Annotated in this window: 18 protein-coding genes; 14 read left to right on the top strand and 4 right to left on the bottom strand. The window is 62.1% G+C overall.

Annotated elements, in window-relative coordinates:
* The first annotated feature begins 36 nt into the window (after positions 1-36).
* The 3 genes from JHD82_RS15480 (at position 37) to JHD82_RS15490 (ending at position 4,973) form a co-directional block, all read left to right on the top strand.
* Positions 37-687 (top strand): LexA family transcriptional regulator, encoded by a 651-nt coding sequence (locus JHD82_RS15480; RefSeq protein ID WP_199137299.1) that lies wholly within the window; start codon positions 37-39, stop codon positions 685-687.
* A gap of 342 nt (positions 688-1,029) precedes the next feature.
* The gene (locus JHD82_RS15485; RefSeq protein WP_199137300.1) at positions 1,030-4,332 is read left to right on the top strand and encodes a DEAD/DEAH box helicase; all 3,303 of its coding nucleotides are present in this window, start codon (positions 1,030-1,032) and stop codon (positions 4,330-4,332) included.
* Positions 4,333-4,628: 296 nt separating this feature from the next.
* The gene (locus JHD82_RS15490; RefSeq protein WP_063326466.1) at positions 4,629-4,973 is read left to right on the top strand and encodes a hypothetical protein; all 345 of its coding nucleotides are present in this window, start codon (positions 4,629-4,631) and stop codon (positions 4,971-4,973) included.
* Between the two features lie 81 nt (positions 4,974-5,054).
* On the opposite strand, the gene JHD82_RS15495 is transcribed toward JHD82_RS15490, so the two are convergent.
* Complete coding sequence (locus JHD82_RS15495) at positions 5,055-5,483, bottom strand: hypothetical protein (RefSeq protein WP_199137301.1); 429 nt, start codon at positions 5,481-5,483, stop codon at positions 5,055-5,057.
* A 383-nt stretch (positions 5,484-5,866) separates the two neighbouring features.
* Here JHD82_RS15495 and JHD82_RS15500 point away from each other — a divergent pair, with 383 nt between their 5' ends.
* A complete protein-coding gene (locus tag JHD82_RS15500) occupies positions 5,867-6,589 on the top strand; it encodes a hypothetical protein (protein ID WP_199137302.1) in 723 nt (240 codons plus the stop codon).
* Positions 6,590-6,618: 29 nt separating this feature from the next.
* Positions 6,619-6,867 carry a hypothetical protein gene (locus JHD82_RS15505; RefSeq protein ID WP_199137303.1) on the top strand — a complete coding sequence of 83 codons (249 nt, stop codon included), beginning with the start codon at positions 6,619-6,621 and terminating at the stop codon, positions 6,865-6,867.
* A 32-nt stretch (positions 6,868-6,899) separates the two neighbouring features.
* Here the strand turns inward: JHD82_RS15505 and JHD82_RS15510 are convergent, their stop codons facing one another.
* From JHD82_RS15510 to JHD82_RS15520, 3 genes are all read right to left on the bottom strand, one after another.
* A complete protein-coding gene (locus JHD82_RS15510; RefSeq protein WP_199137304.1) occupies positions 6,900-8,003 on the bottom strand; it encodes a porin in 1,104 nt (367 codons plus the stop codon).
* A 128-nt stretch (positions 8,004-8,131) separates the two neighbouring features.
* A complete protein-coding gene (locus JHD82_RS15515) occupies positions 8,132-8,989 on the bottom strand; it encodes a substrate-binding domain-containing protein (RefSeq protein ID WP_199137305.1) in 858 nt (285 codons plus the stop codon).
* A gap of 54 nt (positions 8,990-9,043) precedes the next feature.
* On the bottom strand, positions 9,044-10,018 hold the full coding sequence (locus tag JHD82_RS15520; RefSeq protein WP_034391632.1) for a tripartite tricarboxylate transporter substrate binding protein: 975 nt from the start codon (positions 10,016-10,018) through the stop codon (positions 9,044-9,046).
* Positions 10,019-10,129: 111 nt separating this feature from the next.
* Between JHD82_RS15520 and JHD82_RS15525 the strand changes: the two genes are divergently transcribed.
* The 9 genes from JHD82_RS15525 to JHD82_RS15565 all read left to right on the top strand — a co-directional run bounded on the left by JHD82_RS15525 (position 10,130) and on the right by JHD82_RS15565 (position 19,154).
* Positions 10,130-11,032, top strand: a complete 903-nt coding sequence (locus JHD82_RS15525) for a LysR family transcriptional regulator (RefSeq protein WP_034391636.1) — start codon at positions 10,130-10,132, stop codon at positions 11,030-11,032.
* Positions 11,033-11,316: 284 nt separating this feature from the next.
* Positions 11,317-11,898, top strand: a complete 582-nt coding sequence (gene msuE / locus JHD82_RS15530; protein WP_199137307.1) for an FMN reductase — start codon at positions 11,317-11,319, stop codon at positions 11,896-11,898.
* A gap of 43 nt (positions 11,899-11,941) precedes the next feature.
* A complete protein-coding gene (locus JHD82_RS15535; RefSeq protein ID WP_199137309.1) occupies positions 11,942-12,925 on the top strand; it encodes a DUF1852 domain-containing protein in 984 nt (327 codons plus the stop codon).
* Between the two features lie 116 nt (positions 12,926-13,041).
* Positions 13,042-14,067, top strand: coding sequence for a methionine synthase (locus JHD82_RS15540; RefSeq protein ID WP_013803331.1), 1,026 nt, complete (start codon positions 13,042-13,044; stop codon positions 14,065-14,067).
* Positions 14,068-14,346: 279 nt separating this feature from the next.
* Positions 14,347-15,549, top strand: a complete 1,203-nt coding sequence (locus JHD82_RS15545) for a substrate-binding domain-containing protein (RefSeq protein ID WP_123692037.1) — start codon at positions 14,347-14,349, stop codon at positions 15,547-15,549.
* A gap of 3 nt (positions 15,550-15,552) precedes the next feature.
* Complete coding sequence (locus tag JHD82_RS15550) at positions 15,553-16,335, top strand: ABC transporter ATP-binding protein (RefSeq protein WP_016449612.1); 783 nt, start codon at positions 15,553-15,555, stop codon at positions 16,333-16,335.
* Entirely contained in the window at positions 16,332-17,075 is a 744-nt protein-coding gene (locus JHD82_RS15555; RefSeq protein WP_043823826.1) for an ABC transporter ATP-binding protein, read from the top strand. The genes JHD82_RS15550 and JHD82_RS15555 overlap by 4 nt, the downstream gene beginning before the upstream one ends.
* Positions 17,072-18,073, top strand: a complete 1,002-nt coding sequence (locus JHD82_RS15560) for a branched-chain amino acid ABC transporter permease (protein WP_199137311.1) — start codon at positions 17,072-17,074, stop codon at positions 18,071-18,073. Before JHD82_RS15555 ends, JHD82_RS15560 begins: the two co-directional genes overlap by 4 nt.
* 13 nt (positions 18,074-18,086) lie before the next feature.
* On the top strand, positions 18,087-19,154 hold the full coding sequence (locus JHD82_RS15565; RefSeq protein WP_012204472.1) for a branched-chain amino acid ABC transporter permease: 1,068 nt from the start codon (positions 18,087-18,089) through the stop codon (positions 19,152-19,154).
* Positions 19,155-19,193 lie beyond the last annotated feature (39 nt).

The raw sequence follows: 19,193 nt of genomic DNA on the forward strand, positions 1-19,193 counted from the left end.
ATATATCGTTATCGGTTTTCCGTAAGCTTCGGCGCTATGTCCACAGATTTCGCCAAGCGTCTTAAAGCAGCTCGTGCTCATGCAGGTCTTACTCAAGAGGAGCTCGCCGCAAAGGCAGGGTTGAAGCAGTCATCCATTGGGGATCTTGAGTCGAAGGGACATGGTTCCAAGCGGACTGCCACGATGGCAGCAGCGTGCGGAGTGAGCGCTCTTTGGCTGGAAAGCGGCGAGGGGGTGATGACGCCTGACGAGGCGGCGATGCTTGCTCAGCTTCCCTGCGGAATTCGGCGATACCCGGTGCTTACTTCCAGCCAAGCCGTTGCCCGAAGTGAAGCCGTCGAGGGCTTGGAGAGTCTGGGCACGGAAGTCTCTGCCAACGAGGCATCAGTTCATGCTTTCTTCCTCCAGTTGGCTGGCAACTCCATGACTCCGGAGTTCCGTGAAGGAGACCGCGTGCTGATTGATCCAGGTGTCAAGCCTCAGCCTGGAGACTACGTGGCCGCCCAGGCGGGAAAGACCGAAGCCCTGTTTCGGAAATACCGGCTACACGGAAACGATAGGCTGGGTAATGAGGTGTTTGAGCTGATCCCGCTCAATCAAGACCATCCCGTCATGCGCAGTGACGAACATGGGCTTTCTGTGATCGGAACCATGCTGGAGTTGCGGCGGAAGTTTCCGCGACCTTGAGCCTAGGATCTGCCAGTATGCGCAGCTCCGTGAACGCCGCCTTGGAAAGCAATGCGACACGGAGCATCTGCTCAGGACTGGTCAACCGGCTTGGCTGGAGGTCCAGCTTCTGGTCTGATATCTACCCATTTGGTGACGCTCATCTGTTGCCTGCAGGTGTCGGCTTTGCAGCGATTGCTGTCGTTCAGCAATCACTTGCAGAACGACGCCTCTGGGACCGCGAGCCTTCATCAAAGGCGTCTTCAAGCCTTACGCCTATACAGTAAATAATGGCGCTTGCGTAAGATTGATGAGTTGTGCTCGCTATGGGGACGACGCGCGAAAACCTAACGGAGCAGGGCAATGGTCACAGAAGCGGATTTGGTTGCGGCAACGCGCATACGCCTGCCGACGAAATATGCCTTCCAGAACCGGGACGGCGTCATCGACGCTTCATGCGTCGGGCGTGCGAGCGCTGTTTGTGCGGCCACTATCGTTGCCCATCGGTCCCGAGGCCCAAATTTCAAACGTTTAAGGGCGACTACTGAAGACGGCGCTGTCTACGCAATCGATTTGATGGTGAACAGCTTTGACTTCACAGATCTAGCTCCTGCCGGGGTGCTGCGTGGGACTGATGGTGAGGTTGTAGACGGCATACTTGAAGTCGCTGATGCGCGCTTTCGGGAAGTCGAAAACAATTTGGCCGAAGGTAATCGACTGAAGGCTGAAGCACATGCCTCATGGCGAGGCGGGATCAACTACGTTTCCGAGCTTGTTGCAGTTGAGGGGCACGCTGCTAGACCTGGCTTGCGCGCACCTCAGATCGGCGCGCTCCACGCGATAGCGGCGCACTGGAGCTTGAGCAAAGACCCGGCCATCATTGTGATGCCCACAGGGACCGGTAAGACGGAGGTCATGCTGGCCGTCACCGTTGAGTCGCGCGGTAATCGCATCTTGGTCATAGTGCCAACAGATGCGCTGCGTCAACAGACGGCAGATAAGTTCAGGGAGTACGGGCTCCTGAGGAAGTTGGGCATCGTCACGGACGTACTCAATCCAGTCGTGGGGGTTCTGACAGGAAAGCCGACTGCGGCCCAGTTCGACGCGCTCTGCAGTTGCAATATCGTGGTGACGACCATGGCTTCGATCAGTCGAGGCGATGAGAACGAGCAGAAGGCTTTTGCGGCGCTCTTCAGTGAAGTTTTCTTCGATGAGGCGCACCATGCGCAGGCGAAAACTTGGAACAGATTTTCTAGCTATTGCGTGCACGCTCGGATGCTGCTGTTCACTGCAACGCCGTTCCGCGAAGACGGCAAGGCATTGAATGGGAAAATCATCTACAACTACCCGCTTCAGCTCGCCCAGGAGGGCGAGTTTTTCAAGCCAATCCAGTTCCTGCAGGTCTTTGAGCCGGACAGCTCCTTGGCAGACCTGCGGATCGCCGAGAAAGCCGTTGAGAAACTGAGGACCGACTTGGCAAACGGCTTGGATCACATGCTGCTGGCGAGAGCCAATACCATTGGTCAGGCGCAGGATCTGTTCGACAACATCTACAGTGCAGAGTTTCCGGACCTCAATCCTGTGCTTGTCCATAGCTATACGAAGGGTCGCGAACAGGTGCTACGGAATATTCGTGGTGGCCAGCACAGGATCGTCATCTGCGTGGACATGTTCGGTGAAGGATTTGACCTGCCGCAGCTCAAGATCGCCGCGCTGCACTCTGTCCACAAAAGCCTGGGCATCACGCTTCAGTTCATTGGCCGCTTCGCCCGTGCAGCCGACAAAGTTGGAGACGCAAGTTTCGTTGCAAATACTGCTGAAGACGGCGTGCCAGAAGCTCTGGAGGGTCTTTATCAAGAAGATGCTGATTGGAACAATCTACTCTCGGACCTAAGCTACGACGCAATCGATCCACAGGCGAAGCTTTCAGAGCTGGTGGAAAATCTTCAACCCTTGGAGGAAGCGGCTACGGAGCTGGAAATATCCACGCTCACGATGAATCCGAAGCTGAGTACGGAAGTGTTTCGCGTGCCGGACTTCGACCACACTGGCTATGCCAATGCCTTTCGGCCGAGCCAAGTAATTCATCAGCCGATCTTCAGTCAGCAAGACAAGATGCTGGTCTTCATTGTCAATCAGGAAGACAAGGTCGACTGGACGGACTCCCGTGACATCGTCATCGATACCTGGGACCTGTTCATCGCCTTTTATGACGAGGACAAAGGTTTACTTTTCATCAACAGCTCCCGCAAGTATTTCGCGTGGAAGCTGGCGAAGAGTCTCTCGACTGACCCACAACCGGTTCGCGATGAGGACGTGTTCAGGGCTTTCGGCAATTTGCGCCGAATGACGCTGCATAGCGTGGGCTTGAAGGGCCTGAGCCGGAACGTCAGATACCAGATGTTTGCTGGCCTCGATGTACGTGACGCCATCGATCCTGTGCTGCAGCAGGACAAGATGAAGTCGAACGTCATGGGCGTTGGCTACGAAGATGGTAAGAGAGTGAGCATTGGGTGCTCACGGAAGGGAAAAATCTGGTCCCTCCAGACGGACTCTCTGGCCGGTTGGAGGAATTGGTGCCAAGACCTGGGGGTGAAGCTATCGAATGCGAACATCGAACCCAACGACTTCCTCAAGCACACGCTAGTACCAGAGCTCCGCAAAGGCGGCGTGCTCCCGGACCAGCACGCAATGATGATCGATTGGCCCGACCAGCTCTTCGAGTCTGCGAGTTTCAAGATCACCGTCGTGCACGGGGAGAGCAGATATAGTTTTCATGAATGCCAGCTAGATATTGTCGAATGGGCTCCAGCGGGTAAAGAATTCACGTTCAAGCTGAAGGCTGGCATTGAAGTCGAGAACGTGTTCAAGATGACGCTAATCCCTGAAGGACAAGCACAGGGACTGTTCTATTCAATTGCGCGGGTCGAAGGGCCCGAAGTCAGCATCGAGGCTTTCAACAAGACAGAGCTCGCAGTCGACTTCTTCACGACCAACCCTCCTCTCGTGCGACTAGCGGATGGGTCGCAACTATCCGGCGAAATTTTGCTGAAGCCGCGTGAGGAACTGGCGGAGGTTTATGACCCAGAGCTGATAAATCCGTTAGCGTGGGGCAACACACTCCAAAATCAGGAAAGTCGGTGGAAAGATGGAGCGCTGCGTCCTCGCTCCATTCAGCAGAAATTCATCGAGCATCTTGAGCAAGGGCCATCGGCGTTCATCGTTGATGACGATGATGCCGGGGAAAGTGCGGATATCGTAGCCATTGAAGATGGAGAGCAAACCGTCACCGTGACTTTGTGGCACTGCAAATACTCTTCGGGAGTCGCTCCTGGAAACCGCGTGAAAGACCTCTACGAGGTATGCGGCCAAGCGCAAAAATCAACTAAGTGGACGTGGAATTTCCCCAACTTGGTCGCTCATCTCACAGAGCGTGAGACCAAGCATCGTGCAGGTCGTCCGACGCGCTTTGTTCGCGGAAGTCTGGACAAGCTCGTCGTACTGAGAAAGGCCTCGCGACGTAAATACGTCGTCTTTCGCGTCGGCATCGTTCAACCAGGACTTTCCAAAGCGGGCATCGAGAATGAACACCTTGCCATCCTTGGTGCCACTAGCCTCTTCCTACGCACCGTTACCAATCACCCCCTGACGGTGATTTCGAGTTGACTGACTGACCGCAGTTTTAAACAGCAGTCTCTCGGAGTTGAATGGGCGACCGGTCGCTAGCAGCCTGAACCCGCCACGCTGGAGGTCTTCTGCAGCGTGAGCGGTCTGTCGCCTGGCGGCAGGCTCTGCGGATCAGCGGGATAGTGTTGAACTCCCCGCCAGCGGTCGTGCGCGTCAGCCAGCAATCGACCCATTGCTGGCGCTAACTTCTAGGCAGTAGTTGTTGTTTGCTTTGCAGCATAAGCGAGCATCGTCCGTGGGCAGAATAGAAATCGTTAACGCAATGGAGGTGCCGGATGTTGGATGCGCCTGAACCGCTCGCCGCATGCAGGGAAGTAATCCTGTACTGGAGGCAGCTATCTCAGCTGGCTGAGTTCGCAGAGCTACGGCATGGCTACGGAAACAGCAACGGGGGATTCGGCGTCATCTATCCAGAAGACCTGGATGAGTACGAAATTCAGGTTGAACGGATCAACATCCCACCGAGGACCTTGCTTGTCTATGGCTTCGCAATTGCGCTGCCACCGGGCTGGGAAGTCCTCGTAGAGGAGAGCGTCTACCTGGGTGTGCTCTCGTCAATCTTGAAGGAGCACGGACTAGCAGTTGAAGCAGGCCGCGTCGAACTCCTGTTGAGCAACTGAGGTCCGCTTCCAGCCTTAAGCCGCCGCTCGGAAGTCTGCTGTGGCTGACTGTTCATGGCCGATTCTTGCAGGCCATGCCCACTATCCCCCATCCTTGGCGTCTACCTTGTCCACTCCTGCTGGACGGATGCTGAGCGATGCGCCGCAATGCTCCGCTAAGGGAGCGGTGATGGAGATTGCAAATGAACAACCGCCGTACGCTACGATGCGCACCCCTGCGTCGTCTACCGCATCAGGATCGAACAGAGTCTTGATTCGCGAAAAGACGGCGGCGTAAAACTCGCCAGGCACCTCGAACAATGGCGTTCCTCTGGCGTCCGGGCCCAAATACACGCACGAGCTCGTCGCCGAAGTCGGCGAGGGCAAAAACAATTGACGATGCCCAGCAATCGCCGCTTCCTGCAAAAGCTTCCCGGTGATGCGCGCCACGTACCCGCCGGTGCGCCCTGGATATGTCGGGTCTTCCAGCAGTGGCGGCTTTGCCGTTAAGTCCTCGATTACGTGATTCACAGGGTCTCCTGAGCAAAGATGGGTGTTGGCATCGAAAGTCCGGTGCTGGCCGAAGTGCGCCTCACGTTAAAGACGTGACCCCGTCGCAAAGTGGGCAGACTGCACGTTTCGTGTAGCCCGTCAGCGTATGACCACAGCGGCTTCCTTCCTGCGGTGGTCCAGTGTCGTTGGAAACGGAGTTTTCGGCCCTCTCGAGGGTAAGCGATAGCAGTTTGCAGGGGCTCTCTTGACCTGAGCATGCGTGAAACCTGTGTACCTCTATCAGATAAAACTTTGCATTCTTTGTTGATAGCTTATAACTATTGTTTTCATGATGCATAGCTACGGAGGGAGCGGGAATGTCACAGACTGAGAAAATTTCGGGCCCAGTGGGCCGTTCGGCAATGAACCATCCCAAGGACGTGGTGGTTGTTCAGAAATTGCTCAATGGGCACTTTGAACGTGATCCTTGCCGCAGACAGTTGCGGGTAGATGGAAGATGGTCCCAGGAACTGGAGCGTGCTATCGAGGCGTTTCAGCTATTGACCGGTGATCAGGTGATGATCAAGGGGCGTATAGCACCAGCGACGCGTATGTTCGAGCTCCTGAAGCAGCCGCCTGCGATTTTTGGCTACGAGAGAAGAATGGCGCAACGCATGCGCGTAGAGCCTGTACAGCAAGCACCAACGATTGAGGTGCTGATCTTTGATGGACGTTTGATCAGCACAGGATCGCAGTGGGGGCACGCGGCGATTGATTTGGATGGCAAGGTCTATAGCCAGTCGCACAGCCGCTACGCCGTTCTTGAAAGATCTGGCTATTTGAGTTCCAACTTGGAGTACCGGGATGTTGTGGGGCTGACTTTGCGAGTTTCATTGACGGAAAAGGCAAAAATCAAGTCTGAACTTGACAGCCGTGTCGCCGCCCAGAAGCCATACAGTCTTACAGACAACAGCTGCTCTACCAATGTGGCTGAAGTGCTTGAGATCGCTGGGATTCTTGCCCATGACCCACGGTTCCAGATGGTTCCGTCTTCATCGCGTATGGTCTCACCCAAAGAGCTTCTGATCGCCATCTCTCGATCCGACAGAGTTCTGAAGCGCGACAACTACAAGAAGGGCAGTTGATGAGAACCGTATTGCGAAGGGGCGCGATCATGGCGTTGCTGACAATTCTGGGATGCGGCCAGTCGCCGAGTGGGCGGTGGGAAGCGACGCAAAGCGTCGATGTTCTGCTGAAAAAAGGCGATCCACAGACGGTGGCCTTTGTCCTCAACGCAGGGGACGTTTGCGCACTCGGCCAGCAGTGGAGCTTTGAAAAGGAGCTGCGTTACAAGGAAGTGATCTGCCCCCAAGGCAAGGGCTGGATCACTTCCGACAGTCCGTTCAAAAAGCTAAGCGGCTGAGGTGGCAGTGGGGCGAGTGCTCGCAGCGCCCCTCAGAAGCTATGCATCAACCCCGCAGTCACCCCCGTAGCCACATCCTTGTTCTGCCCGCCCTGAAACCCTCCACTCCAGTGGGTTCGGTCCAGCTCTGCATACAGCTTGCTGCGGCGCGAGAGCTTGTATTCCGCAAACAGCAGGGCGCGGGTGTAGCCGTCTGCGGCGCGGCCGCTGCGTTCGCGTTCCACGCGGTACAGGGCGGCGGTCAGGTCCAGCGTGCTGCGGGCGGACCAGGTGGCGCCCAGCGAGTGCACGCGCTGCACGGTGCGGGCGGTGGTGGCGTTGGTCTGGCCGTCGCTGCGCGCGGTGTTCAGCGCAAGGCGCAGGTTGTCCCATTTGTAGGAGGCGCCCAGGGTGGCGGCTTTCAGCTCCCATTGGTCTGCGGTCTTGAAGCGCTGGTAGGCGCCGGAGACGGTCCATGTCTGCGTGCCATAGGCCAGGCCTGCGCCGGCCGATGAGCGGGCGGAGCCGCCTTGCGCCGTCTCGCCAAAGCTGTACATGGCGCGGGCGGTGAGGCCGCCGAAGCGGCCCGTGTACTTGACCGAGTTGTCCAGCCGGTACGAGCCGGTGGTGGCGCCCGCGCTGCCGTATTCCACGCCCAGGCCGTGGCTGCTGAGCGCGGCGGTGGCGATGTTGGGGTTGAAGGCGGCGAAGCGCATGCCCACGGGGTCCACGGGGCTGATGGCATCTGCCAGCAGGTTGGTCTGGCGGCCGGCCGTGACCTGGCCCCAGCCGCCGCCCAGGCCCACGATGGCCGCGCGGTCGAAGAACTTGCTGGAGTTGGCGGTGGTGCCGGTGTCCAGGTTCAGGCCGGTTTCCAGGTTGAACAGGGCGTACATGCCGCCGCCCAGGTCTTCGCGGCCCCGAAACCCGAAGCGGCTGGTGGTGTTGACGCCGCTGGACAGCGCGGCGCCCGAGGTGTTGCTGGCCGCGTTGGCAGCGGTGAGGCCGCTGGTGTAGCGCACGCCGGTATCGGCAATGCCGTAGAGCGTGATGCTGGATTGCGCAAGGGTCGACAGCGGTGCGGCGGCGAGGGTGATCAGCACCAGGGTTTTGGTGTTCATGGGTGTGGCGAGGGTGATAGGGCTGGGCAGCGGCATGCCGCAGCAGTGCCGTTGCAGCGCCGCTGAATGGAGGTCGAACCGGGGAGGGGTGAAGGCCCCCTGTGTGTCGAGGGCCTTGAGGGCCTTGAGTGCCTAGAGAGCCTTGAGGGCTCAGGGGCCTGCCGTCAGGGCTTGGCCGCCGGCTCCATGCCCGTGCTGCGCACGATGGGTGCGGCGGCGGGGGCTGCCAGGAAGCGGATCAGATGGCGCGCCGTGTCAGGGCTCTTGGCGCCGGTGGCCACGCCTGCGGAGAAGAAGACGCGCTGCTGCACTTCATCGGGCAGGGGGCCGACGAATTCCAGTTCCTTGAACGGCAGCAGTTCGCTGACCTGCTGGAAGCCGATGTCCGCATCGCCACGCAGCACCACGGCGCCCACGCGCTCGCTGAGGATGCGGGTGGCCTTGCCCTTCATCTGCTCGGCCACGCCCAGGCGCGGGAACAGTTCGTTGGCCAGGTAGGTGCCGCTGGCGCTGGCCGAGTAGGCAATGGTCTTGGCATCCAGCAGGGTCTGCTTGAGCGCGTCCACGGTGCTGATGTCGGGCTTGGGCGTGCCCTTGCGCACGCTCATGCCGATCATGGAGCGCGCCAGGTCCACGCGGCTGCCCGCTTCCACCTTGCCTTGGGCGGCCAGATTGTCCAGGGCTCCATCCGCAAGGATGACGATATCGAACTGCTCGCCCCGCGCCAGGCGGCTGGGAATGGAGTCCTGCGCATTGCCCATGGAGGCACCGCGCGAGGTAACGACCTTGTGGCCCGTGGCCTGCTCGTACAGGGGTATCAGCTGGTCGTAGGCAGCAGAGAAGCCGCCCGAGGTGACCACGCGGATTTCATCTGCGGCGGCGGTGGAAGGCGTGGCAGCGCCCAGGGCCAGGCCCAGGCTGAGGGCGCCGCCCAGCAGCGCGCCCAGGGTGCGGCGGCGCAGGGTGGATGGCACGGAGGACTGCACAGAGGGTGGCAGGGGGGTGGAACGGATGGCGGTCATGGTTTGTCTCCTGGTTTTTTATGGTTGGGGAACGGCTAACGGCTGCCGAGGGAATCAATCGGCGGTGATTTTTCGCTCGCGGATGATGCGGCCCCACTTGGCGTGCTCGGCGGCAATGAACTGGCCCAGTTCCTCGCGGGTGCCCGGGGCGGCGGTCTGGCCGTGCTTGAGCAGGTTGTCGCGCACTTCTGGGGTGTTCAGCACCTTGACCAGCTCGGTGTTCCAGCGGTCCAGCAAGGGCTTGGGCGTCTTGGCGGATGCCACGAAGGCGTACCAGTTGGTGGCGTTGAAGCCGGGGAAGCTCTCGGCCACGGTGGGCACGTTGGGCAGGTAGGCCGGGCGCGTGAGGCCCGTGGTGGCCAGCGGAATGAGCTTGCCCGATTCGATGTGGGGCAGGGCCGTGGGCGGGGCTGCGTAGAAGGAGGTCACGCGGTTGCCCAGCACGTCCTGCAGGGCGGGCGCGCCGCCCTTGTAGGGCACGTGCAGGGTGTCGATCTTGGCGACATCGTTGAGCAGTTCACCGGCCAGGTGCGATGCGGAGCCGGGGCCGGTGGAGGCGAAGTCCAGCTTGCCGGGTTCGCGCTTGGCCTTGGCCACGTATTCGCCCAGGGTCTTGATGCCGGTGGCGGCAGGCACGACGAGCACGTTGGGAAAGTTCACGCCCATGGTGATGGGGGCCAGGTCCTTGAGCGGGTCGTAGCCGATCTTCATGAAGTGCGGCGCAATGGCCAGCGGGCCGATGGAGCCGAAGAGCAGCACCGAGCCGTCGGACGGGCCATTGGCCACCTGCGTGTGGGCCAGGTTGCCGCCCGCGCCGGGCTTGTTTTCCACGACCACGCTCTGGCCGATGTTCTCGCCCAGCTTCTTGGCGATGATGCGCGCGGCAATGTCGGCCGAGCCGCCTGCGGCGAAGCCGACCACCATGACCACGGGTTTCTTGGGGGGGAAGTCCTGGGCCTGGGCGGTGCCCACGGCCAGGGAAAGAAGGGCGGCCAGGGCGCCGCCTGCGATCAGTCTGCGTTGGTGCATGTCGTCTCCGTTTGTTGGTCTTGCCTGCCCGCAGGGGGCAGCGTTATCAAGGGCGCCATCCTATGCAGCGGGTGTTATTCTGTGAATTGCAACTTTTGGAAGGACTGTTGCGTGCAGCGCATCAAATTCGACATGGGGGAACTGATCGCCTTCGTGACCACGGCCGAGAAAGCCAGCTTTCGCCTGGCCGCAGAAGCGCTTTTCCTGTCGCCGCCTGCCTTGAGCCGGCGGGTGGAGCGGCTGGAGTCCGTGCTGGGCGCGCGGCTGCTGGAGCGCACCACGCGGCGTGTGGAGCTGACCGAGGTGGGCCATGAATTCCTGCAGGAGGCGCGCAGGGCCCTGGCCGGCCTGGACGAGGCCGTGCAGCGCGTGGATGACCAGCTGAAGCTGCGCCGTGGCCGGGTGACGGTTGCCTGCGTGCCTTCGGTGGCCACCAATCTGCTGCCGCCCGTGCTGAAGACCTTTGCCGTGGAGCAGCCCGATGTGCAGGTGCACGTCATCGACGAGAGCGCGCAGCAGGTGGTGGAGGCCGTGCTGCGCGGGGATGCGGACTTTGGCCTGAGCTTCACGGGCAGCCAGGAGCCGTCGCTGCGCTTTGAGGCGCTCACGCGCGAGCGCTATGTGCTGGCCATGCCGCGCAGCCACGCCTGGGCCGGGCGCAGCCAGGTGGAATGGGCCGAGCTGGCGGGCAAGCGCCTGGTCTCCGTCTCCCACAAGAGCGGCAACCGCCTGCTGCTGGACCAGGTGATGGCCGGCCTGCCCGAGCAGCCCGTGGCCTGGCATGAGTGCAACCACGTCACAGGCGCCCTGGCCCTGGTGGAAGCCGGCCTGGGCCTGGCCGCCGTCCCCCAGCTGGCCCTGCGCCAGGACCACGCCCAGGTCTGCGGCGTACCCCTGACCGCGCCCGATGTCTGGCGCACCCTGGGCCTGCTGCAAAGGCGTGACCGCGTGCTGGGGCCGGTGGCGCAGGCGTTGCGGGAGTGCCTGGTGCAGGTGCAGGGCGCGGGCGGCTGAACTGGCCTTGGATTCACTGCGCAGCAACCCCGTTGCGCGCAGGCCCTGGCATGGCTGCCGCATATCGCAGTGCGCAGAAGGATGGGATCACGCTTTCACATGAACGTATCTCATGAATCCGTGAAATAAAACCATTTTACTTCATCGATTCGCATCCATACCATTCGCTCCCATTGTTCGTTTGCATTTTGGGAAGCAGTCATGGTCATCACCACACCCTCGGATCGCATGGATGCCATAGCCGGCTCCCGCGCTGAACTTGGCCATCTCGCGTGAAAGCAGCCATGTCACGTCCGCTCCGTCTGGTCGCCGTTTCCGGTGGACTGCAGCGCCCCTCCAAATCCGCCGCCCTGGCAGAGCATCTGTCTGATCTGATCGCCGACGAAGTTCCGTGCGAACAACGCCTGGTGGAGCTGGGCCAGCTTGCGCCGCAGCTTGCCGGCGCGGTGTGGCGCTCGCAGTTGCCCGAGATGGTGGAGCGTGAGCTTGCGGCGGTGGAGCAGGCGGATGTGCTGGTGGTGGCCACACCGGTCTTTCGTGGCGCCTACACCGGGTTGTTCAAGCACTTCTTCGACTTCGTCCACCAGAACGCCTTGATCGACAAGCCCGTGCTGCTGGCTGCCACCGGTGGCAGCGAGCGCCATGCCCTGGTGATCGACCACCAGCTGCGGCCGCTGTTCAGCTTCTTCCAGGCGCGCGCGCTGCCGCTGGGCGTCTACGCGACCGACAAGGATTTCGTGGACTACCGCCTGCACGACGAGGCCCTGATACAGCGGGCCGCACTGGCGGTGCAACGGGCATTGCCGCTGGTCGAGCTGATGCACCGCGCCAGGCCCTGCCTGGCCGAGGAAATGGCTGCGGCCTGAGTCAACCCACATTTTTATTTCCAGATCAGGTCATTGGATCACCATGAACGCAGAACTGCACTTCAGCCTCAAGAGCATCCGTTTCGATGAGAACTATCACCCATCGGACAGCACGCGCATTACCACCAACTTTGCCAATCTGGCCCGGGGAGCGAGCCGGCAACAGAACCTGCGCCATACGCTGAGGATGATTGACAACCGCTTCAATGAACTGGCGCATTGGGACAATCCGACGGGAGACCGCTATTCAGTCGAGCTGGACATCATCTCCGTGGAGATGGGCATGGGTGCGGAGATGGGAAGTGGCGTATTTCCGTTGATCGAGATATTGAAGACCAGCATTCTGGACAGGAAATCGAACAAGCGCATAGCCGGCATTGCAGGGAATAATTTTTCATCCTACGTGCGTGACTATGACTTCAGTGTTCTGCTGCCGGAATACAACATCAACCGCCAGGAGTTCGGCACGCCGGACGATTTTGGCGACCTGCATGGCAAGCTGTTCAAGCAATTCGCCCGTTCGAGCACGTACAGGGAGCACTTCAACAAGCCCCCCGTCATCTGCATCAGCGCCTCTACCAGCAAGACCTATCAGCGCACCGGAAACCAGCATCCCGTACTGGGTGCCGAGTATCAGCAAAATGAGCTGTCATCTACGGACCAGTATTTCGGGAAGATGGGGATGCAGGTTCGATTTTTTATGCCGCCCAATAGCGTTGCACCCCTGGCTTTCTATTTTCAGGGCGACCTGCTGGCCGACTATACGAATCTCGAGTTGATCGGCACCATCAGCACCATGGAAACCTTCCAGAAGATTTATCGCCCCGAGATTTACAACGCCAATTGCGCGGCAGGAAAAATCTATCAGCCGAGCCTGAAGAACCATGATTACTCGTTGACGCAGATTGTCTATGACCGCGAAGAGCGCAGCCAGTTGGCCGTCAAGCAGGGCAGGTTTGCGCAGGAGCATTTCATCAAGCCGTACAGGAATGTTCTTGAGCAATGGGCTGCCGATTGCGCGCTCTGACCGGCCAGACAGACAGACAGACAGACAGACCATTTTTCATTGATTGCGCAGCGGCTTGGGACAACGGTCCTGAAGCACGCTGGCACCACCCATTTTTGCCTTGAAGGAATTCTCCGATGTTTGAAACCTCTATCGCCGGCAGCCTGCCCAAGCCAGCCTGGCTGGCCGAAACCAACAAGCTCTGGCCCCAGTGGCGGGCCGAGGGCGATGCGCTTCGCCAGGCCAAGGCCGATGCAACCCTGCTGTGGATCAAGGCCCAGGAAGATGCAGGCCTGGACATCGTGTGCGACGGCGAGCAGTCGCGCCAGCATTTCGTGCATGGCTTTCTGGAGCAGGTGGAGGGCATCGACTTCGACAACAAGGTGAAGATGGGCATCCGCGACAACCGCTACGACGCGATGGTGCCGCAGGTGGTTGCCGCCCTGCGCCTGAAGGGCCGCGTGCATGCCTTCGAGGCGCAGCTGGCGCGTGCGCACACCAGGAAGAAGCTGAAGTTCACGCTGCCCGGCCCGATGACCATCGTCGATACCGTGGCGGACCGCTTCTATGGCGACAAGGTCAAGATGGCCTTCGCCTTTGCCGAGCTGCTCAACCAGGAGGCCCTGGCGCTGCAGGCCGACGGCGTGGACATCATCCAGTTCGACGAGCCTGCCTTCAATGTCTACATGAAGGATGCCGCCGACTGGGGCGTGCAGGCGCTGGAGCGCGCTGCGCAGGGCCTTACCTGCACGACGGCCGTGCATATCTGCTACGGCTACGGGATCAAGGCCAACACGGACTGGAAGAGCACGCTGGGCGAGGAATGGCGCCAGTACGAGACGGTGTTTCCCGCGCTGGCCAGGAGCCGCATCGACCAGGTGAGCCTGGAATGCATCCACTCCCACGTGCCGCCCGACCTGATGAGGCTGCTGGCCGGCAAGGACGTGATGGTCGGCGTGATCGATGTGGCCAGCGACGTGGTGGAGACACCCGAGGAAGTGGCGGACACCATCGGCCGGGCGCTGGAGTTCGTGCCGAAGGAGCGGCTGTTCCCCTGCACGAATTGCGGCCTGGCGCCCATGGGCCGGGACGTGGCGTGGCGCAAGCTGAAGGCGCTGGCAGAAGGCACGAAGCTGGCAAAGGAGCGGCTCGCCAAGGCCTGACGCCCTGCGTGGCCACGCACAGGGGAAGATGCCAGGGGTGCCAGGGGTGCCAGGGGTTCATGGTTTGCCCTGTATCGGATTCAGGCAACTGTCTGAAGTCAAGACACTGAATCTGTTCAATGGTTGGGCATTCGCTGCCGGTGCTCTGCCCGTGCCCGCCATTGCGCCCGTCATTGCGCCTCCTTGGCCCGCCTGGGCCTGCCTGGCACAAAGCATGCATGGTCCCTCCCCACAAAAGCAGCGGGCGCCAGCCCAGCCGCCAACCCAAGGAGACAAACCATGCAACGCCGCCCCTTCCTGCATTCCGCCCTCGCACTCTCCGCCATGGCCACCATGGCCGCTGCGGCTCCTGCCGCCATGGCCCAGCAGGGCGAGATCCGCATTGCCCACGTCTACAGCAAGACCGGCGCGCTGGAGGCCTATGGCAAGCAGACCCAGGCCGGCCTGCTGATGGGGCTGGAGTACGCCACGGGCGGCAGCATGGCGGTGAATGGCAAAAAGCTGGTGGTGATCGAGAAGGACGACCAGGGCAAGCCCGACCTGGGCAAGAGCCTGCTGGCCACGGCGTATTCCGATGACAAGGCCGATCTGGCCGTGGGGCCCACGTCGTCCGGCGTGGCGCTGGCCATGCTGCCGGTGGCCGAGGAGTACAAGAAGATTTTGCTGGTGGAGCCGGCCGTGGCCGATTCGATCACGGGCGACAAGTGGAACAAGTACATCTTCCGCACGGGCCGCAACTCCAGCCAGGACGCCATCAGCAATGCGGTGGCCATCGACAAGGCGGGCGTGACGATTGCCACGCTGGCCCAGGACAACGCCTTTGGCCGCGACGGGGTGAAGGCCTTCAAGGACTCCATCAAGAAGGGCAAGCTGGCGCATGAGGAGTACCTGCCCGCCGCCACCACGGATTTCACGGCCGGGGCGCAGCGGCTGATCGACAAGCTCAAGGACCAGCCGGGCAGGAAGATCATCTGGATCGTGTGGGCCGGGGCGGGCAATCCGTTCAAGATCGCGGACATGGATCTCAAGCGCTACGGCATCGAGATCGCCACGGGCGGCAACATCCTGCCCGCCATGGCGGCCTACAAGAATCTGCCGGGCATGGAGGGCGCCACGTACTACTACTACGGCATTCCCAAGAACCCGGTGAACGAGGCGCTGGTGTCCATGCACTACAAGCAGTACAAGACGCCGCCGGATTTCTTCACGGCGGGCGGCTTCTCTGCGGCCATGGCCATCGTGACGGCGCTCAAGAAGACAGGTGGAGACACCAAGACCAACACGCTGATCAAGGCCATGGAGGGCATGAGCTTCGACACACCCAAGGGCCAGATGACCTTCCGCAAGGAAGACCACCAGGCCCTGCAGAGCATGTACCACTTCAAGATCCGCGTGGACCCGGCGCTGGCCTGGGGCGTGCCCGAGCTGGTGCGCGAGATCAAGCCCGAGGAGATGCAGGTTCCCATCCGCAACGGCCGCTGAGCAATGTTGCGCACAGAGGATCTGACCATCCGCTTCGGGGGCCATGTGGCCGTCAACGGCGTGAGCTGCGCTTTTGAGCCGGGCACGCTGACGGCCATCGTGGGGCCCAACGGGGCGGGCAAGACCACGTATTTCAACCTGATCTCGGGGCAGCTCAAGGCCACGGCCGGGCGCGTGCTGCTGGGCGGGCGCGAGCTGACGGGGCTGGCCCCCTCGGCGCGCACGCGGGCCGGGCTGGGGCGGGCGTTCCAGCTCACCAATCTGTTCCCGCACCTGAGCGTGCTGGAGAACGTGCGCCTGGCCGTGCAGGCGCGTGACGAGGGGCCGCACCGGCGCGGCCTGAACCTGTGGAGCATCTGGAGCGACCACCGGGCATTGACGCAGCGGGCGCTGCACATCCTCGACCAGGTGGCCCTGTCCGCCCGGCGCGACGAGGCCGTGGCCGCGCTGCCGCATGGCGACCAGCGCAAGCTGGAGGTGGCCTTGCTGATGGCGCTGGAACCCCAGGTCTATATGTTCGATGAGCCCACGGCGGGCATGAGCCATGACGAGGCGCCGGTGATCCTGGACCTGATACGCACGCTCAAGCAGGACCGCAGCAAGATCATCCTGCTGGTGGAGCACAAGATGGATGTGGTGCGTGAGCTGGCCGACCGCATCATCGTGCTGACCAATGGCACGCTGGTGGCCGATGGGCCGCCGGCCGAGGTCATTGCCTCGCCTGTGGTGCAGCAGGCCTACCTGGGTGTGGTGCCGGAGCAGGGCGCCGTGAAGGAGGCCGCATGACGCTCGACCACAGTTCCCACTCCAACCTGCTCGAACTGTCGGGCGTGCACACGCATATCGGGGCCTATCACATCCTGCATGGCGTGGACCTGGCCGTGCCGCGCGGGCAGCTGACCATGCTGCTGGGGCGCAACGGCGCGGGCAAGACGACCACGCTGCGCACCATCATGGGCCTGTGGCGGGCCAGCCAGGGGCGCATCGCCTTTGGCGGGGCCGACATCACGGCCCTGCCCACGCCCGCGATCGCGCGGCTGAACATTGCCTATGTGCCCGAGAACATGGGCATCTTCGCGGACCTGACGGTGCAGGAAAACCTGCTGCTGGCCGCGCGCGGCGCCTCGCGCGCCGACCGCATGGACGCGCAGCGGCTGCAGTGGATCTTCGGCATGTTTCCGGCCGTGGAGAAGTTCTGGAACCACCCGGCCGGCAAGCTGTCGGGCGGGCAAAAGCAGATGGTGGCGGTGGCACGCGCCATCGTGGAGCCGCGCGACCTGCTGATCGTGGACGAGCCCAGCAAGGGCCTGGCGCCGGCCATCATCGAGAACATGATCGCGGCCTTCGCCCAGCTCAAGGCGGGCGGCACGACGATTGTGCTGGTGGAGCAGAACCTGGGCTTTGCGCGCCGCCTGGGCGACCGCGTGGCGGTGATGGACAACGGCCGCGTGGTGCACGCGGGCGGCATGGCCGAGTTCTCGGCAGACGCGGCGTTGCAGCAGTCGCTGCTGGGGCTTTCGCTATGAACAAGCTGAACAGGCTGAACAAGCTGGATGTGGATTTCAAGCCGCTGCTGCTGGTGCCCGTGCTGGCCCTGGTGGCGCTGCCGCTGGTGGGCTCGGGCTCGACCTGGCTGACGCTGACGGTGGCGGGGCTGGCCATGGGGATGATCGTGTTCATCATCGCCTCGGGGCTGACGCTGGTGTTCGGGCTGATGGACGTGCTGAACTTCGGCCACGGCGTGTTCATCGCGCTGGGTGCCTTCGTGGCTACCAGCGTGCTGGGTGCCATGGGCGACTGGACGGGGTCGGAGCAGCTGTGGCGCAACCTGCTGGCCGTGCTGCCGGCCATGGTGGTGGCCATGCTGGTGGCGGGCGCCATCGGGCTGGCGTTCGAGCGCTTCATCGTGCGGCCCGTGTACGGCCAGCATCTCAAGCAGATCCTGATCACCATGGGCGGCATGATCATCGGCGAGGAGCTGATCAAGCTCATCTGGGGCCCGCAGCAGATTCCGCTGCCGCTGCCCCAAGGCATGAAGGGCGCCTGGCTGCTGGGCGATGCCGCCGTGGAAAAGTACCGCGTGGTGGCCGTGCTGGTGGGGCTGGCGGTGTTTGCCCTGCTGGCCTGGACGCTGTCGCGCACCAAGATCGGCCTGCTGATCCGCGCGGGCGTGCAGGACCGCGAGATGGTGGAGGCCCTGGGCTACCGCGTGCGCCGCCTGTTCGTGGGCGTGTTCGTGGCGGGCTCGGCCCTGGCCGGGCTGGGCGGGGTGATGTGGGGCATGTACCAGCAGAGCGTGGTGCCTCAGATGGGGGCGCAGGTCAATGTGCTGATCTTCATCGTGATCATCATCGGCGGGCTGGGCAGCACGGGCGGGGCGCTGATCGGCGCGCTGCTGGTGGGGCTGATGGCCAACTACACGGGGTTCCTGGTACCCAAGGTGGCGCTGTTTTCCAACATTGCGTTGATGGTGGCCATCCTCTTGTGGCGGCCTCAGGGCGTCTATCCCGTGGCGAACCGCTGAAGGAGTGATCGACATGCTCAACCGATTGCTTTCCGGCGACATGCCGCGCAGCCGCGTGCTGGCGGTGCTGCTGCTGTTGATCTTCCTGGGCCTGGCGGCGGCGCCCTTCGTGTTCCCTGGCGTGAAGGCGCTGAACGTGGCGGCCAAGGTGCTGATCTTCGTGGTGCTGGTGGCCAGCTTCGATCTGCTGCTGGGCTACACCGGCATCGTGAGCTTTGCGCACACCATGTTCTTCGGCATTGGCGCCTATGGGGTGGCGATAGCGTCCTCGCGCATGGGTGCGGGCTGGGGCGCTCTGGCGCTGGGCCTGGGCGCGGCGCTGCTGGTGTCGCTGCTGCTGTCGCTGGCCATCGGCCTGTTCTCGCTGCGGGTGCGGGCCATCTTCTTTGCCATGATCACGCTGGCCGTGGCGGCGGCGTTCCAGACGCTGGCCTCCCAACTGTCGGAATGGACGGGCGGGGAGGACGGCTTGAGCTTCAAGCTGCCCGAGTGGCTGTCGCCCAGCTTCGAGCCCTTCGAGAACGAGGTGCTGGGCGTGCTGATCGACGGGCGCATCATCACCTACTACCTGCTGTTCGTGCTGGCCGTGGTGCTGGTGCTGGCGCTGCTGCGCATCGTCAATTCCCCGTTCGGCCGCGTGCTGCAGGCCATCCGCGAGAACGAGTTCCGCGCCGAGGCCATCGGCTACCGTGTGGTGGTGTACCGCACCCTGTCCAGCGTGCTGTCGGCCCTGTTCGCCTGTGTGGCCGGTGCCATGCTGGCGCTGTGGCTGCGCTATAACGGTCCCGATACCTCGCTGTCGTTCGAGATCATGATGGACTGCCTGCTGATCGTGGTGATCGGCGGCATGGGCACCATCTATGGCGCGGCGATCGGCTCGGTGCTGTTCCTCATCGCCCAGAGCTATCTGCAGGACCTGCTGCGCGTGGCCAGCGAGGCCGCGCACAGCCTGCCCTGGCTGGCCGCGCTGCTGTCGCCCGACCGCTGGCTGCTGTGGCTGGGCGTGCTGTTCGTGTTGTCGGTCTACTATTTCCCCACGGGCGTCGTGGGGCGTCTGCGTTCTTCCCGCGCCGGGGCCTGACCAGGGCCCCTGGCGCATTCGTGCATCAGAGAACTACCA

It is taken from the genome of Delftia sp. ASV31 (assembly GCF_016428765.1).
Lineage (GTDB): Bacteria > Pseudomonadota > Gammaproteobacteria > Burkholderiales > Burkholderiaceae_C > Comamonas > Comamonas acidovorans.

Excerpts from the sequence above, each read along its gene's own strand:
- JHD82_RS15480 (WP_199137299.1), top strand. The coding sequence starts at position 37 with ATGTCCACAGATTTCGCCAAGCGTCTTAAAGCAGCTCGTGCTCATGCA.
- JHD82_RS15485 (WP_199137300.1), top strand. The coding sequence starts at position 1,030 with ATGGTCACAGAAGCGGATTTGGTTGCGGCAACGCGCATACGCCTGCCG.
- JHD82_RS15490 (WP_063326466.1), top strand. The coding sequence starts at position 4,629 with ATGTTGGATGCGCCTGAACCGCTCGCCGCATGCAGGGAAGTAATCCTG.
- JHD82_RS15500 (WP_199137302.1), top strand. The coding sequence starts at position 5,867 with ATGAACCATCCCAAGGACGTGGTGGTTGTTCAGAAATTGCTCAATGGG.
- JHD82_RS15505 (WP_199137303.1), top strand. The coding sequence starts at position 6,619 with ATGGCGTTGCTGACAATTCTGGGATGCGGCCAGTCGCCGAGTGGGCGG.
- JHD82_RS15510 (WP_199137304.1), bottom strand. The coding sequence starts at position 8,003 with ATGCCGCTGCCCAGCCCTATCACCCTCGCCACACCCATGAACACCAAA.
- JHD82_RS15515 (WP_199137305.1), bottom strand. The coding sequence starts at position 8,989 with ATGACCGCCATCCGTTCCACCCCCCTGCCACCCTCTGTGCAGTCCTCC.
- JHD82_RS15520 (WP_034391632.1), bottom strand. The coding sequence starts at position 10,018 with ATGCACCAACGCAGACTGATCGCAGGCGGCGCCCTGGCCGCCCTTCTT.
- msuE (WP_199137307.1), top strand. The coding sequence starts at position 11,317 with ATGTCACGTCCGCTCCGTCTGGTCGCCGTTTCCGGTGGACTGCAGCGC.
- JHD82_RS15535 (WP_199137309.1), top strand. The coding sequence starts at position 11,942 with ATGAACGCAGAACTGCACTTCAGCCTCAAGAGCATCCGTTTCGATGAG.
- JHD82_RS15540 (WP_013803331.1), top strand. The coding sequence starts at position 13,042 with ATGTTTGAAACCTCTATCGCCGGCAGCCTGCCCAAGCCAGCCTGGCTG.
- JHD82_RS15545 (WP_123692037.1), top strand. The coding sequence starts at position 14,347 with ATGCAACGCCGCCCCTTCCTGCATTCCGCCCTCGCACTCTCCGCCATG.
- JHD82_RS15550 (WP_016449612.1), top strand. The coding sequence starts at position 15,553 with ATGTTGCGCACAGAGGATCTGACCATCCGCTTCGGGGGCCATGTGGCC.
- JHD82_RS15555 (WP_043823826.1), top strand. The coding sequence starts at position 16,332 with ATGACGCTCGACCACAGTTCCCACTCCAACCTGCTCGAACTGTCGGGC.
- JHD82_RS15560 (WP_199137311.1), top strand. The coding sequence starts at position 17,072 with ATGAACAAGCTGAACAGGCTGAACAAGCTGGATGTGGATTTCAAGCCG.
- JHD82_RS15565 (WP_012204472.1), top strand. The coding sequence starts at position 18,087 with ATGCTCAACCGATTGCTTTCCGGCGACATGCCGCGCAGCCGCGTGCTG.